General features: G+C 61.9%; 13 protein-coding genes. 12 read left to right on the forward strand and 1 reads right to left on the reverse strand.

Translation table 11 applies throughout. The features are described 5' to 3' along the window. The first annotated feature begins 21 nt into the window (after window positions 1-21). The 8 genes from H7C19_RS29930 to H7C19_RS29965 all read left to right on the forward strand — a co-directional run bounded on the left by H7C19_RS29930 (window position 22) and on the right by H7C19_RS29965 (window position 7,282). Complete coding sequence (locus H7C19_RS29930; protein ID WP_185672764.1) at window positions 22-978, forward strand: ribose-phosphate diphosphokinase; 957 nt, start codon at window positions 22-24, stop codon at window positions 976-978. Window positions 979-1,039: 61 nt separating this feature from the next. Continuing rightward, window positions 1,040-1,684, forward strand: coding sequence for a 50S ribosomal protein L25 (locus tag H7C19_RS29935; protein ID WP_185672765.1), 645 nt, complete (start codon window positions 1,040-1,042; stop codon window positions 1,682-1,684). 247 nt (window positions 1,685-1,931) lie between these two features. Next, window positions 1,932-2,594, forward strand: a complete 663-nt coding sequence (locus tag H7C19_RS29940; protein WP_185672766.1) for a helix-turn-helix transcriptional regulator — start codon at window positions 1,932-1,934, stop codon at window positions 2,592-2,594. Then, window positions 2,591-3,709 carry an alanine racemase gene (locus H7C19_RS29945; RefSeq protein WP_185672767.1) on the forward strand — a complete coding sequence of 373 codons (1,119 nt, stop codon included), beginning with the start codon at window positions 2,591-2,593 and terminating at the stop codon, window positions 3,707-3,709. The genes H7C19_RS29940 and H7C19_RS29945 overlap by 4 nt, the downstream gene beginning before the upstream one ends. An 86-nt stretch (window positions 3,710-3,795) precedes the next feature. Then, window positions 3,796-4,260, forward strand: coding sequence for a RidA family protein (locus H7C19_RS29950; RefSeq protein ID WP_185672768.1), 465 nt, complete (start codon window positions 3,796-3,798; stop codon window positions 4,258-4,260). 292 nt (window positions 4,261-4,552) lie between these two features. Further along, window positions 4,553-6,076 carry a sensor histidine kinase gene (locus tag H7C19_RS29955; protein WP_246470099.1) on the forward strand — a complete coding sequence of 508 codons (1,524 nt, stop codon included), beginning with the start codon at window positions 4,553-4,555 and terminating at the stop codon, window positions 6,074-6,076. Then, entirely contained in the window at window positions 6,069-6,779 is a 711-nt protein-coding gene (locus H7C19_RS29960) for a response regulator transcription factor (RefSeq protein WP_185672770.1), read from the forward strand. Before H7C19_RS29955 ends, H7C19_RS29960 begins: the two co-directional genes overlap by 8 nt. Before the next feature lie 68 nt (window positions 6,780-6,847). Next, complete coding sequence (locus H7C19_RS29965; protein WP_185672771.1) at window positions 6,848-7,282, forward strand: DUF6220 domain-containing protein; 435 nt, start codon at window positions 6,848-6,850, stop codon at window positions 7,280-7,282. A 125-nt stretch (window positions 7,283-7,407) separates the two neighbouring features. On the opposite strand, the gene H7C19_RS29970 is transcribed toward H7C19_RS29965, so the two are convergent. Then, window positions 7,408-7,608 carry a hypothetical protein gene (locus tag H7C19_RS29970; protein WP_246470100.1) on the reverse strand — a complete coding sequence of 67 codons (201 nt, stop codon included), beginning with the start codon at window positions 7,606-7,608 and terminating at the stop codon, window positions 7,408-7,410. 216 nt (window positions 7,609-7,824) lie between these two features. Here H7C19_RS29970 and pth point away from each other — a divergent pair, with 216 nt between their 5' ends. From pth to H7C19_RS29990, 4 genes are all read left to right on the forward strand, one after another. Continuing rightward, a complete protein-coding gene (pth, locus tag H7C19_RS29975) occupies window positions 7,825-8,388 on the forward strand; it encodes an aminoacyl-tRNA hydrolase (RefSeq protein WP_185672772.1) in 564 nt (187 codons plus the stop codon). Between the two features lie 93 nt (window positions 8,389-8,481). Further along, entirely contained in the window at window positions 8,482-8,712 is a 231-nt protein-coding gene (fin, locus tag H7C19_RS29980) for an anti-sigma-F factor Fin (RefSeq protein WP_185672773.1), read from the forward strand. A gap of 167 nt (window positions 8,713-8,879) precedes the next feature. After that, on the forward strand, window positions 8,880-12,404 hold the full coding sequence (gene mfd / locus H7C19_RS29985) for a transcription-repair coupling factor (RefSeq protein ID WP_185672774.1): 3,525 nt from the start codon (window positions 8,880-8,882) through the stop codon (window positions 12,402-12,404). Beyond that, entirely contained in the window at window positions 12,391-13,416 is a 1,026-nt protein-coding gene (locus tag H7C19_RS29990; RefSeq protein WP_185672775.1) for a peptidylprolyl isomerase, read from the forward strand. Before mfd ends, H7C19_RS29990 begins: the two co-directional genes overlap by 14 nt. Window positions 13,417-13,978: the final 562 nt, after the last annotated feature.

A 13,978-nucleotide genomic window follows, 5' to 3' on the forward strand; every position in this document is an offset into this window, starting at 1 on the left:
GTTGGAAAGCGGGTGGCGCCGATGAACTACCCTGATGACAAATTGAAGATCTTCTCCTGCAGCTCCAATCCGCGCTTGGCGGAAGCGATCGCGCGAAATATTAGCGTGCCGTTGGGCGACGTTGCGGTAAACCGGTTCAGCGACGGCGAGATTCACGTCCGCCTGAACGAGAGCGTACGGGGAGCCGACGTCTTCGTCGTGCAATCCACCTCCTGGCCGGTCAACGAGCATCTCATGGAGCTGCTCGTCATGGTGGACGCGTTGAAGCGCGCTTCGGCCAAGACGATCAATGTCGTGATTCCCTATTACGGCTATGGGCGCCAAGACCGGAAAGCCCGGTCCCGCGACCCGATCACCGCCAAGCTGGTGGCCAACCTGATCGAGACGGCGGGAGCCCACCGCGTGATTGCGATGGACTTGCATGCGATGCAGATCCAGGGCTTCTTCGATATCCCCGTGGATCATCTGCTCGGCGTGCCGATCCTGGGCGACTACTTCCAGACCAAGGGACTGCTGGCTCCGGTCGTCGTCTCCCCCGACCATGGCGGCGTCGTGCGCGCGCGCCGGCTGGCGGACGAGCTGCAGGCGCCGCTCGCGATCATCGACAAGCGCCGTCCGGAACCGAACGTCGTCGAAGTCATGAACATCATCGGCGACGTCTCCGGGCGCACCGCGATCCTGATCGACGACATCATCGATACGGCGGGCACCATCTGCCTCGCCGCCCAGGCGCTTAAGCAAGCCGGCGCGCGGGAGATCTACGCTTGCTGCACCCATCCGGTTCTCTCCGGCAAGGCGATGGAGCGGCTCGAGAAGTCCCCGCTGACCGAGATCGTCGTCACCGACACGATCCCGCTGCGCGATCCCGGCGCCTCGACCAAGATTCGCGTCCTGTCGGTCGCGCCGCTGCTCGGCGAGGCGATCGTACGCATCCATGAGCATCAGTCGATCAGCAAGCTGTTCGAGCCGCATGTTTAGGTTGCGGTCCGGTAGGGTACAAATAGGGTAAGCCTTGACCCTATCAGGAGGTTACCCGATTATGAACAGTACATTACATGCGGAATCCCGTCAGCGGTCCACGAAGGGAGCGTTGCGCGAATTGCGTTCTCAGGGCAAAATCCCGGGCGTCGTATACGGCCAGGGCCTTAGCACGGCGAGCGTCATCGCGCTCGACGCGAAGGAGCTATCCTTGCTCCTGAAGTGCAACCCCCATGCGGTACTGGATCTCGAAGTACAGGGCAGCGGCAGCCAGTCCGTGCTCCTCACCGACATTCAGCGCGACGCGTTGAACGGCCGTGTCCTGCACGTCGACTTCCGCAAGATCGACTTGAACCAGACGATCAAAACGCCGGTCCGGCTCGAGTTCACGGGGTCAAGCCCGGGCGAGAAGGAAGGCGGTATGCTCCAGGTCGTCCTGCACGAGCTCGAGGTGGAGTGCATCGCGAAGAACCTGCCTGAATCCATTGAGGTCGATATTAGCGCGCTTGGCTTCGGCGAGCACGTGACCGTCGCCGATCTGAACCTGCCGGAAGGCGTAACCGCCGTACCCGAAGCGGATGCGGTCGTCGTAGCCGTTCTGGCGCCGCAGAAGGAACGCAGCGAAGACGAGGTCGAAGCGATGGACGATGCGGCCGAAGAGAATGTCAATCATTCCAATGCAGCGGAAGCCGTCGAGAAAGACTAACGCCCCTTACTTTAACTGCAGGAAGCGCACGGCCGGCAACGGTCGCTGCGCTTCTTTTTGGTTTGCGAATCCACGCGCGTATCTTCTCTGGCCTCGGACCGCGCGCTTTGACGGACGATGCGGAGATTGGAGACGCGCCAATCGGGGGAGGAGGCAAGTCCAAACTTTATTTCATGCCTCCTAACTTTTTGTTTGACAATCGGCTGCGGGTGCTTTACGATCAGGCAGTAACCAGAGGAGGTCGTCTATGGAGTCCGTGAATGACGAGCAATCGTTCCTGACCGATCTGGTGGAGGGCCTCGCCGCCCAGTTCGGGGACCGCTGCGAGGTGGTGCTGCATGATCTGAAGCGCCCCTACGACAGCACGATCGTGGCCATCGCGAACGGGCATGTCACCGGGCGCCAAGTCGGCGATCCGGGCACGAACCTGGGGCTCGAGCTGCTCCGCGGCCAATCGGTGAACGGGAACAAGCTGAACTATATGACGCAGACCAAGGACGGCCGCATCCTGCGTTCCAGTTCCCTCTATATGAGGAACGGAGCGGGAGAGGTCGTCGGGTCTCTATGCATGAACTTCGACGTGACCGAATTGATGGTCGCCAATCATACGCTGCAGTCGCTCATCGGGTCGGGGACGCAGACGGAAGTGAAGGAGTCGTTCGTCACGAGCGTCGGAGAGCTGCTGGGCGCGCTCATTCAGGAGGCGCAGGAGCGGATCGGCAAGCCGGTCGCCGCGATGACGAAGGACGACAAGGTCCGCATGATTCGTCTGCTGGATGCCAAAGGGGCGTTCCTCGTCAAGAAGGGCGGGGAGAAGATCGGAGCCTATCTCAATATCTCTAAGTACACGCTGTACAGCTACTTGGAGGAGAGCAAGCAGCAAGCGGCAGAAGGGGGCGAAGCGAGATGAGCGCGATCGGTCTGGAAGAGATGGAGACGCCAAGGCTCGTCATCGATATGGAGCGGATGGCCCGCAACATCGACGCCATGGCGGAGCTGGCCCGCGCGCGCGGCGTGAAGCTGCGCCCGCATGCCAAGACGCACAAGCTGCCGTCGGTCGCGCATGCACAGCTCGAAGCGGGCGCGGCCGGCATCACGGTCGCCAAGGTGTCGGAGGCCGAAGTAATGGCCGCCCATGGCATACCCGACATCTTCATCGCCTATCCCCTCGTGACGGAGAGCAAGCTTGCGCGCGCGCTGCGTCTGGCCGAACGGATCGATCTGACCGTCGGCGCAGACAGCCTGGCCGGCGCGCGGCTGGCCGATGCGAGCGCCGCGCGCCATGGATGGCCGCTGAAGGTGCGGCTGGAGATCGATACCGGGCTCAGCCGGACCGGCGTCCCCTATGCGCAGGCGGAGGAGCTGGCCGCGGAGATCGCCCGGCTGCCGCATCTGCGGCTGACCGGCATCTATACGTTCCGCGGCGCGCTGCTGGACGGCAAGCCTACGCGCGATTTGGCGGCGGCCGGCGCGCAGGAGGGCACGCTGATGGCGCGGCTGGCCGAACGTCTGCGCGCGCAGGGCATCCCCGTCGCGGACGTGAGCGTCGGCTCGACGCCGACCGCCGCGCATGCGGCCGCCGTGCCCGGCGTGACGGAGATCCGCCCGGGGACTTACGTCTATCAGGACCGCATGCAAGCCGGCTTCGGCGTATGCGGCATGGCCGACTGCGCGGGCAGCGTGCTGGTCACCGTCGTCAGTCTGCCCGCGCCCGATCTCGCGATCGTCGACGGCGGGAGCAAGACGTTCGCGACCGACGTTCAGCCGGGGACGGCGCCGCTCCATCTGCAAGGCTTCGGCCAGGTCGTCGGCTATGAAGACGCCTGGCTGGCGCGCATGACCGAAGAGCACGGCATGGTCCAGCTGGGACCGGTCGCCCAGGCGGCGGGTCTCCGGGTCGGAGACCGGCTGCGCATCGTTCCGAACCATATCTGCAGCACCGTGAATCTGCACAACCAAGTCTGGATGCAGCGCGGCGACCGCTACGAGGCTCACCCGATCCTCGCGCGAGGCCTGCTCGAGTAGCCGAACTGAATCCGCTAAGCGGTATCGGCCAGGCGTCGCCTGCCTGCCATCTCTAAACCATTCCACCCGATACGGAGGTCAACGCAATGTCCAAGATCGAACAACGACTCGAGGCGCTCGGCATCGTCCTGCCCCCATCCCCGGAGCCGCGCTTCACCTACATTCCCTGCAGTCGCACCGGCAATCTGATCTACCTGTCCGGCCAAGACTGCCGCGTCGACGGCGAGCTGCTGTACGCAGGCAAGCTCGGCCGCGAAGTGACGATCGAGCAAGGCCAGGAAGCGGCGCGTCAGACGATCATCAACTGTCTCGCGGTCATGAAGGGCTACCTGGGCGATCTCGACCGGGTCGTGAAGATCGTGAAGCTGCTCGGCTTCGTCAACAGCGCGCCGGAGTTCGCCGACCAGCCGTACGTGATGAACGGGGCTTCGGATCTGCTCGTGCAGGTGTTCGGGGACGCCGGCAAGCATGCCCGTTCCGCAATCGGGACGAGCGAGCTGCCCTTCCATACGCCGGTGGAGATCGAGCTGATCGCGGAGATTCGCGACTAGACTTTCAACCGCCTCGATATGCAAGCGTGACCCATGAACCTTCGGACCCTCGGAAGCCGGAGACGGAGCGCGGCTAGTCCCGTTCTCTTCGCTGACGCAGGGTTTTTCCGCATGCGCGCGGCAGGCTGTCCGAGAGCGGTATGTTCCGGGCCGGCGGCTGTTTATACTTTATTTAGAAATGAATTTAGCCGCCGTTTAGTCTTGCTTAGTATGATAAGGATAAGCAAGACACCGGAGGGAGCGGAATATCGGCATGTCGATACGCAAAAAATTGATTCTATCCTATATAGCCATGATCGTGATTCCGGTCGTGCTCGTGGCGGCGACGGCCATTGCGGCATTCTCGTCGTTCGGCGGCGGAGAGGCCGCGGACAAGCCGCAGCCGCCGTTCCAGTCGCAGCAGCTGTTCGCGGGCGAATGGTCCGAGGGCTTCCTGTTCGCCGTCGTCCGGGAACCGAAGCTGCTCGCGGACGAACCGTTCCTGCGGGCGGCGGACGAGCGCCTCGCCGAGATGAACATGGGGCTGGCGGTCGAGCGGGACGGACGCCTCCTGCACTTGTCCGAAGCGCTGGCCCCTTCCGCGCAGGCAGCCGGCAGCGACGGCGAGCTGCTGAACGCGCTGAAGGCCTATACGCTGGAGCGGGAGCGCGACCGGGATGTCGGAGGCCCGCCATGGAAGGCGTACTACCTGCAGCTCGGCGAGCTAAGCTATTCGGTCGACCGTCAGACGGTCGACGGGGACACGGTCTATTTCCTGAAAAACACAAGCGATCGCCTGCGTCTCTTCCAGAGATTCTTCCCTCTGATCCCGTTAGCGCTCATCCTGGGCATCGTGCTGACCAACGGTCTGCTGACTTACTTCGTCTCGCGCAGCATCATCCGCCCGCTGCAGGCGCTGAAGCGCGCGGCGGAGCGCATCAAGGACGGCGAGCTGGGCGAGACCGCGCTCGTCCGCCGCAAGGACGAGATCGGCGAGGTGGGCGAAGCGTTCGAGGAGATGCGGCTGCGGCTGAAGGAGTCGATCGCGCTGCAGCTGCAGTACGAGGACAACCGTAAGGAGCTGCTCTCGAACATCTCCCACGATCTCAAGACGCCCATCGCCGCGATTGCGGGCTGCGTCGAAGGCCTTCGCGGCGGCATCGCCGACACGCCCGACAAGCGCGTGAAGTACGTCGACATGATCGGCCGCAAGGCGGCCGACATGGACCGGATGATCGACGAGCTGTTCCTCTTCTCCAAGCTGGACCTCAAGCGGGAGCCGTTCCGCTTCGAGACGATCGATCTGGCCGGCTATCTGCGCCGGATCGCGGAGGAGATGACGCACGATCCGCAGTTCAAGGGCGTCCGCATCCAACTGGACGCGCCCGAGCCGGGACGTGCCGTGCCGGTGACGGCCGACCGCGAGAAGCTGGGCCGGGTGATCGCCAATATCGCGGCCAACAGCCTGAAGTTCATGGACAAGGACGAGCGCGAGCTCTCGATCTCGCTGAAGCCGGGTCCGTCCGAAGCCGAAGTCGCCGTCCGGATCCGGGACAACGGCCGCGGCATCGGCCCCGAGGCGCTGCCTCGCGTCTTCGAGCGGTTCTATCGCGCCGATCCTTCGCGGAACGCGGCGGCGGGCGGCAGCGGACTCGGCCTGTCCATCGTCCGGCAATTGATCGAGGCGCACGGCGGAACGGTATGGGCGGAGAGCGAGCCGGGTCGGGGGACGACGATCGCCTTCACCTTGAAGCGGGCCGCGCAGGACGAGGAGACGTCCGGCGATGACGTACGCCCGGGCGGCACGGAGGAGGAGGAGGAGGAACGCGATGAGTAAGCGCATCTTGATCATCGAAGACGACAGCGTCATCTCGGAGGTGCAGAAGGACTTCCTCGAAGCGGGCGGCTTCCAGGTCGAGGTCGCTTCTACCGGTGACGAGGGGCTGCGGCGCGCGCTCGGGGAGCCGTTCGATCTGCTGCTGCTCGATCTGATGCTCCCGGGGCTGGACGGCTACGAGATTTGCCGCCAGGTGCGGGAGGTGAAGGAGATCCCGATCCTGATGGTGTCGGCCAAGAAGGAAGAGGTCGACAAGATCCGGGGTCTCGGTCTAGGCGCGGACGATTATATGATCAAGCCTTTCGGCGTCGGAGAGCTCGTCGCCCGGGTGAAGGCGCACCTCGCCCGTTACGAGCGGCTGACCCAAGGCGGCGCAGCGGATGCAGACGGCGCGCCCGCCAGCAGTCGGATCCGGCTGCCGAACCTCGTCATCGACAAGCGTTCGCGCCAAGTGTTCGCTGCCGGCAAGGAGACGCCGCTGACGACCAAAGAGTTCGACCTGCTGCTCTACATGGCCTCGCAGCCGAATCGGGTGTTCCGCAAGGAAGAGCTGTTCGAGCGGGTCTGGGGGCTCGATTCGTACGGCGATCTCGCGACGCTGACCGTGCATATCAGCCGGCTGCGCGAGAAGATCGAGCGCGATCCGTCGAAGCCGGAGCGGATCGAGACGATCTGGGGCGTCGGGTACCGCTTCAATTTATAAACGAATAGACCGCATGCGATCCGATCGCATGCTGCCGGATTCGGATACCATGAGAGGGGATATGGAAGATGGGAAGCGCCAAACCGAGCGCGGAGGGGAATCGTTACGTAAGGGTGCTGTATGCGTTTCTGGCCGTCGTCACGTTCGTCTGCATCGTCATTCAAGTGTTCCTGGCGGGACTCGGGACGTTCGCGGGCTCCGAGAACTGGGCGATGCACGCCAAGTTCGTCAATTACTTTGAATTCGCGCCGCCGATCATGTTCCTGCTGTCCTTCGGCGGACGCATCCGGGGCACGCTGCGGTGGATTCCGCTCGCGCTCTTCCTGCTTATCTCGTTCCAGCACATGTCGGTCCGGGTCTTCTCGGACATCGGCTGGCTTGCGGCCTTCCATACGATCGCGGCGCTGCTGCTGTTCTGGGGCGCGATGCACACGGCGAACCGCTCCAAAGCCTGGCTGCTGCCGCGGCTGACCGACTCCCCGGCCGGCAAGCTGCAGGCTTGACGTCCTTGATCCATCCAAAAAAGAAGAACCGCCTGGGTTCCCGGCCCGGACGGTTCTTCTTGCGTTTATCGCCTCTCCAGAGGACGGCGGGTACGACTTTGGCCCGCTAATCTGGCTAGCCTTACTCAATAACCGGGTCTGGAGACAAAGGTGAACTGCTTGCGATTGTACAAAATGTTGTTGACCTGGACGAATTCTTTGCCATAATATTCGATGAACCCGATGTCGCTGTGCGACTGCCCTTGGTAGATCTGTACCGGCACGTCGGCGCTGATGTGATCTTCGAAGTGGCGGTCATCGTAGATCATCTGACCGTTCATGTACATCCCTATCACCCCTCTTTCTTTGAAGCGCTTGTATTAGAGAAGACACATCAGAAATTCAAATCGTTGCAATCGGACGCAATATTTTTGGAACATCCAGGAAGGATATGCTTAATGCGCGCTTTTCTGAACCGTCTTCGACAATATGGCCTTGGCCTCTCCGAAGGACGGAGCGGCCGGATGAATGCGGGGAACGAGGACTTTGGAGGTATCGAACCAATGCGATGGATCGTAGGACTAGGCAATCCCGGACCCGCCTATGAGGCGACCCGGCACAACGCGGGCTTCATGGTCGTGGACGAGCTGGCCCGGCGCTGGAATACGCAGGTGAATCAGAGCAAGTGCAAAGCCTTGTACGGCGAAGCGCGCGTCCAGGGCGCGAAGGTGGCGCTGCTGAAGCCGATGACTTATATGAACCTGTCGGGCGAATCGGTCCGCGCGTTCATGGACTTCTATAAGGCGGAGCTCTCCGACGGCATCGTCGTCTATGACGACCTGGATACGGAGACGGGGAAGATCCGGCTGCGCTATCAAGGCAGCGCGGGCGGCCACAACGGCATCAAGTCGATCATTCAGCACACCGGCACGCAAGTGTTCAATCGGGTGCGGATGGGCATCTCCCGGCCGACGAACGGCATGCAGATCGTCGACTACGTGCTGGCGCCATTCGCCAAGGCCGAGCAGGCCGAGCTGCGCAAGATGATCGAGGATGCGTGCGACGCGATCGAGTATGCGCTGGCGCATCCGTTCGACGAGACGATGGCGCGGTTCAACGGCAAGTAGCAGGCAGCGTCTGCGCTTAAAACCACCTTTTGCCGGGCATACTAAAGGAATCGCGGCGAGTTGCCGCATAACCTACCTTTAGGAGGCATACACATGGCTGTAAACTACGTTTGCCGACATTGTCAGATGCCGCTCGGAAGCTTCGACAACGCCCAGGTATCCGAATACCGGCTGGGTCTTCATTTCTTGACCCCCGAAGAGCGAAAGCGTATAATAGCGTATAATTCTAACGGGGACGTAACGGTCCAAGTCATTTGCGATTACTGCAGCCAGACGTTGGAGAACCATCCGGAGCTGGCGCTGCTGACCAATCCGCTTCAATAGCGTCCCGTGACCTGAGGACAATGGAGAGGCCTTGGCGTGTGCCGAGGCTTCTTTTTGAACGATTTGGAGAGGAAATTCATTGCTCTTCCTACTTCCCGATCGTCTCGACAACCTGCCGTCCCGGATGCGGGAGCCTAGATTAGAATCGACCGATAAGGGGAAACGCGATGAAGCCGTTGATGAATACGTTTGCTACAGACCCCGACTTCCAATCCGTACTGGCGGGCGTCAAAGGCAATATGCGGGAGCAGTTGGTAGCGGGATTATCCGGCTCGGCCCGCCAAGTGATGATCGCTTCGATGTATCGGGAGCTCAGTCGTCCCGTGCTCGTCGTTACCCATAACATGTTCGCGGCGCAGAAGATGGCGGAAGACTTGCAGGAGTGTCTCTCCGCCGAAGAGGTGCTGCTGTATCCGGCCAACGAGCTGATCGCCGCCGAGACGGCGATCTCGAGTCCCGAGACGTCGGCGCGCCGGATGGACGTCCTGCTCCAACTCGCGGAAGGCTTCCGCGGGGTTATTGTCGTGCCGTTCTCCGGCATCCGGCGCTTCCAGCCGGACCGCGGCACGATGGCGAACGCCCTGGTGACGCTGCGCGTGGGCGACACGCTCTCCATGAACGATTTTCTCCGCCGCATGATCGGCCTCGGCTACGAGCGGGTGGACCGCGTCGAGCAGAAGGGCCATTTAAGCGTGCGCGGCGGCATCGCCGACTTCTTCCCGCTGACGTCGTCCACGGCGGTGCGGGTGGAGTGGTTCGACGACGAGATCGACTCGATCCGCACGTTCGATCCGACCGATCAGCGCTCCGTCGACAAGTTGGACGCATATGCCGTGCGGCCGTGCCGGGAGATCATCGCGGACGAACGGCGGTTCGAGAATGCCGCGCAGCATGCCTTCGATCTGCTAGAGGCGCAGCTGGAGAAGATGTCGGATCGGCAGGCCAAGGAGCGGCTGCGCACCGAAATTACCCGGGAAATCGACTTTCTGCGACAAAACGTGTATTTCTCCGAAATCTACAAATATATCTCTCTGCTCTATCCGGAGCGACAGACGCTGCTGGATTATATGCCGCGCGATACCGTGCTGCTCATGGACGAACCGAACCGGCTCGGAGAAACGGCGCGGCAGCTGGAGCGGGACGAGACGGAATGGACGACGCACCTGCTGCAGCAGGGCAAGTGCCTGCCCGGCTTCGTCCTGGCCGTCCCGGCCGAGCAAGCGCTCTATCCGAAGGCGTTCCAGACGGTCTATATGTCGCTGTTCGTGCGTCAGATCCCGCATACGCAGCCGCAGAACATCGTGAACTTCGTCTGCCGGGCGATGCAGAACTTCCACGGGCAGATGAACGTCCTGAAGGCGGAGATGGAGCGCTGGCGCAAAGGCGGCGCCCACATCGTCATGCTGGCGGGCAACGCGGAACGGGCGGAGCGGATGCGCCGCGTGCTAGACGACTACCATATCGAGACGCCGGAGATCGCTCAGGGCAACCTGCAGAGCGGCTTCGAGCTGCCGTCCGTCAAGCTCGTGGTCATCACCGAAGGGGAGATGTTCACCCAGAAGCAGCGGAAGGCGCGGCGCGTCGACCGGCGCATGGACAATGCCGAGCGGATCAAGAGCTATACGGAGCTCAAGGTCGGCGACTATGTCGTTCACCAGAACCACGGGATCGGCAAGTATCTCGGCATCGGGACGCTCGAGATGGGCGGCATTCACAAGGACTATTTGCATATCATCTATGCGGGCGGCGACCGGCTGTCGGTGCCGGTCGAGCAGTTCGACCTGATCCAGAAGTACGTCGGCTCCGAGGAGAAGGATCCGAAGGTCAACAAGCTCGGCGGCGCGGACTGGACGCGGGTCAAGTCGAAGGTGCGATCGTCCGTCAAGGACATCGCCGACGACTTGATCAAGCTGTACGCGGAGCGCCAGGCGACCGAGGGCCACGGATTCGGCGAGGATTCGCCGTACCAGCAGGAATTCGAGGCGATGTTCCCTTACGACGAGACGACGGACCAGCTGCGGGCGATCGAAGAGATCAAGGTCGATATGCAACAACCGCGCCCGATGGACCGTCTGTTATGCGGAGACGTCGGCTACGGCAAGACCGAAGTGGCGATCCGCGCGGCGTTCAAGGCGGCGATCGACGGCAAGCAGGTGGCCGTCCTCGTCCCGACGACGATCCTCGCGCAGCAGCATTACGAGACGTTCCGCGAACGGTTCTCCGGCTATCCTTTCAATATTAAAGTGCTTAGCCGCTTCCGCTCCCGCAAGGAGCAGAACGAGACGATCAAAGGCGTCAAGGCCGGCACCGTCGACGTGCTCATCGGGACGCACCGGCTGCTCTCCCAGGACGTCGTGTTCAAGGATCTGGGCTTGCTCATCGTGGACGAGGAGCAGCGGTTCGGGGTCTCGCACAAGGAGAAGCTGAAGCGGCTCAAGACGAACGTGGACGTCCTCACGCTGACGGCGACGCCGATCCCCCGCACGCTCCACATGTCGATGCTGGGGGTGCGGGATCTGTCGGTCATCGAGACGCCGCCGGAGAACCGCTTCCCCGTGCAGACCTACGTGGTCGAATACAGCCCGACGCTGGTGCGGGAGGCGATCGAGCGAGAGATGGCCCGGGACGGACAGGTATACTTCCTGTTCAACCGCGTTCAAGGCATCTACCAGATGGCCGAGCAGATCACCGCGCTCGTGCCGGACGCCCGCATCGCCGTCGCGCACGGCCAGATGTCGGAGCAGGAGCTCGAGCGCACGATCCTCGACTTCCTCGACGGCGAGTATGACGTGCTGGTCAGCACCAGCATTATCGAGACGGGCGTGGACATCCCGAACGTCAACACGCTGATCGTGCACGATGCGGACAAGATGGGCCTGTCCCAGCTGTATCAGCTGCGCGGACGGGTCGGGCGGTCCAACCGGATCGCGTACGCCTACTTTACCTATCAGCGGGACAAGGTGCTGAACGAAGTGGCCGAGAAGCGTCTCCAGTCGATCAAGGAGTTCACCGAGCTCGGCTCGGGCTTCAAGATCGCGATGCGCGACCTGTCGATCCGCGGCGCGGGCAATCTGCTCGGCGCGGAGCAGCACGGCTTCATCGCGTCGGTCGGCTTCGATCTGTACTCGCAGATGCTGGCGGAGGAGATTCAGGCGCGCAAGGCGGAGTGGCACGGCGGCAAGGCGCTCCCGCCCGCGCCGGTCAACACGCAGCTCGACATCGGCGTGGACGCGTATCTGCCGCCGGACTATATCTACGACAGCATTCAGAAGATCGAGATCTACAAGAAGGTCGCGGCCGCCGCGTCGCTGGACGACGTGAGCGACCTGTTCGACGAGCTGACCGACCGGTTCGGCGACCCGCCGAAGTCGGTGCTAAACCTGCTCGCTGTCGCGCGGCTGAAGGTGTACGGGCGCCGCTACGGCATCGAGTCGATCGTGAAGCGCGGGGACGACGTGCATCTCAAGTTCGAGGAGCGCCGCCGGGAGGAGATCGAGGAGCCGAAGCTCAAGGCGCTGGAGGCGAAGCACCAGGGCCGCCTGCAGCTGGTCTCGCTCTCTCCGCAGCCCGCCGCGCGCCTGAACGTCAAACGTTTGGACGACGACGCCATGTTGGCGCTTGTCGAGGAGTTTCTGGTACAATATCAGGAAGTGACCAAGATCAAGGGGGAATTACAGGATGTTGCACCCTAAACGCAGATCGTACCGCCGGCTCGGCCTTGGGCTGCTGGCAGTCGTTCTGCTCGCCGTTCTCATGTCCGGCTGCGGCAAGAAAGACGCCAACAAAGTCGTAGCGGTATACGAGGGCGGTCAAGTAACGAACAAAGAATTCGCGTCTTACAAAACGTTTATGAAAATGGTTAATCCGATGTACGCGAGCATCGTGGACGAGCCTTCGGTCCAAGAGAGCATCCTGAAGCAATTCGTCGCGATCCGTCTGCTGAGCGCGCGCGCCTCGGACGAAGCCAAGACGCAGGGGCAGAAAGAAGCGGACGATCAGTTCGCGCAGATCAAGAAGTCCCTCGACGCCGACGCAGCTACGAAGAAGGCCATGAAGGACGGCGGCCTGACCGAAGATCAGATGAAGCAGTACATCAGCGAGCAGATGATCATGCTGAAGGACGCCGATCTGAAGGTCACGGACGACCAAGTCAAAGCCTACTACGACAAGAACAAGGCGAAGTTCGACAGCCGCGTGACGGTTCGCCACATCCTGATCGGCTTCAAGGACAAGGAACAGAAGGACCGCCCGAAGGCGGACGCCCTGAAGCTGGCTAACGAAGTGAAGACGAAGCTCGAAGCAGGCGGCGACTGGACCGAGCTCGCGAAGGAATATTCCGACGACAGCGGCTCCGCGTCAACCGGAGGACTCTACGAGAACGCCGATCCGGAATCCTATGTCGAAGCGTTCAAGAACGCCGCCAAGACGCTGCCGATCGGCAAGATCAGCGATCCGGTCGAGACCGAGTACGGCTACCACGTGATGAAGGTCGAGAAGCGCGGCCAAGCGTTCGACGACAAGGCCAAGGAAGAGATCAAGCAGACGCTCAGCTCCGAGAGCATCGACAAGTTCATGTCGGACGAGCTGCCGAAGCTGATCAAGGAGATCAAGAATCTGCCGCCGATTCCGTCCCCGTCGCCTAGCGCGTCGCCTTCGGCATCCGCACCCGCCTCGCCGAGCGCATCGTCCTCGGCCGGCAAGTAAGCGCGCCAGCCGCTCGCCGAGCGCGAGAGGCGCCACAGGGCGCTGCGCGTCGCGGTGACGCAGCGCAGCAGCCGTGCAAGCTATACGCGAAGGGAAGGCCCTCCTCCGGGAGGGCCTTTTGTGCGTCTTCAAGACGGCTCTCCTCCGCCCCCAACTTCGGATCCCGCCGGATGTAGGTAGTTAAACGACCTACATTCGCCGAAAATGCCGGAGTCCCCTCGATGTAAGTAATTAAACTACCTACATTGGCCGAAAATGCCGGAGTCCCCTCGATGTAGGTAAATAAACTACCTACATTCGCCGAAACCGTCGGAGCCCCCTCGATGTAGGTAATTAAACTACCTACATTCGCTGGAACTGGCGGAATCCCCTCGATGTAGGTAAATAAACTACCTACATTCGCCGAAAATGCCGGAGTCCCCTCGATGTAGGTAAATAAACTACCTACATTTGTCGAAACTGGCGGAATCCCCTCGATGTAGGTAAATAAATTACCTACATTCGCTGAAACTGGCGGAATCCCCTCGATGTAGGTAAATAAACTCAATGGCATTGCACAGAA

Origin of the sequence: Cohnella nanjingensis, from assembly GCF_014212125.1 — a bacterium.
Lineage (GTDB): Bacteria > Bacillota > Bacilli > Paenibacillales > Paenibacillaceae > Cohnella > Cohnella nanjingensis.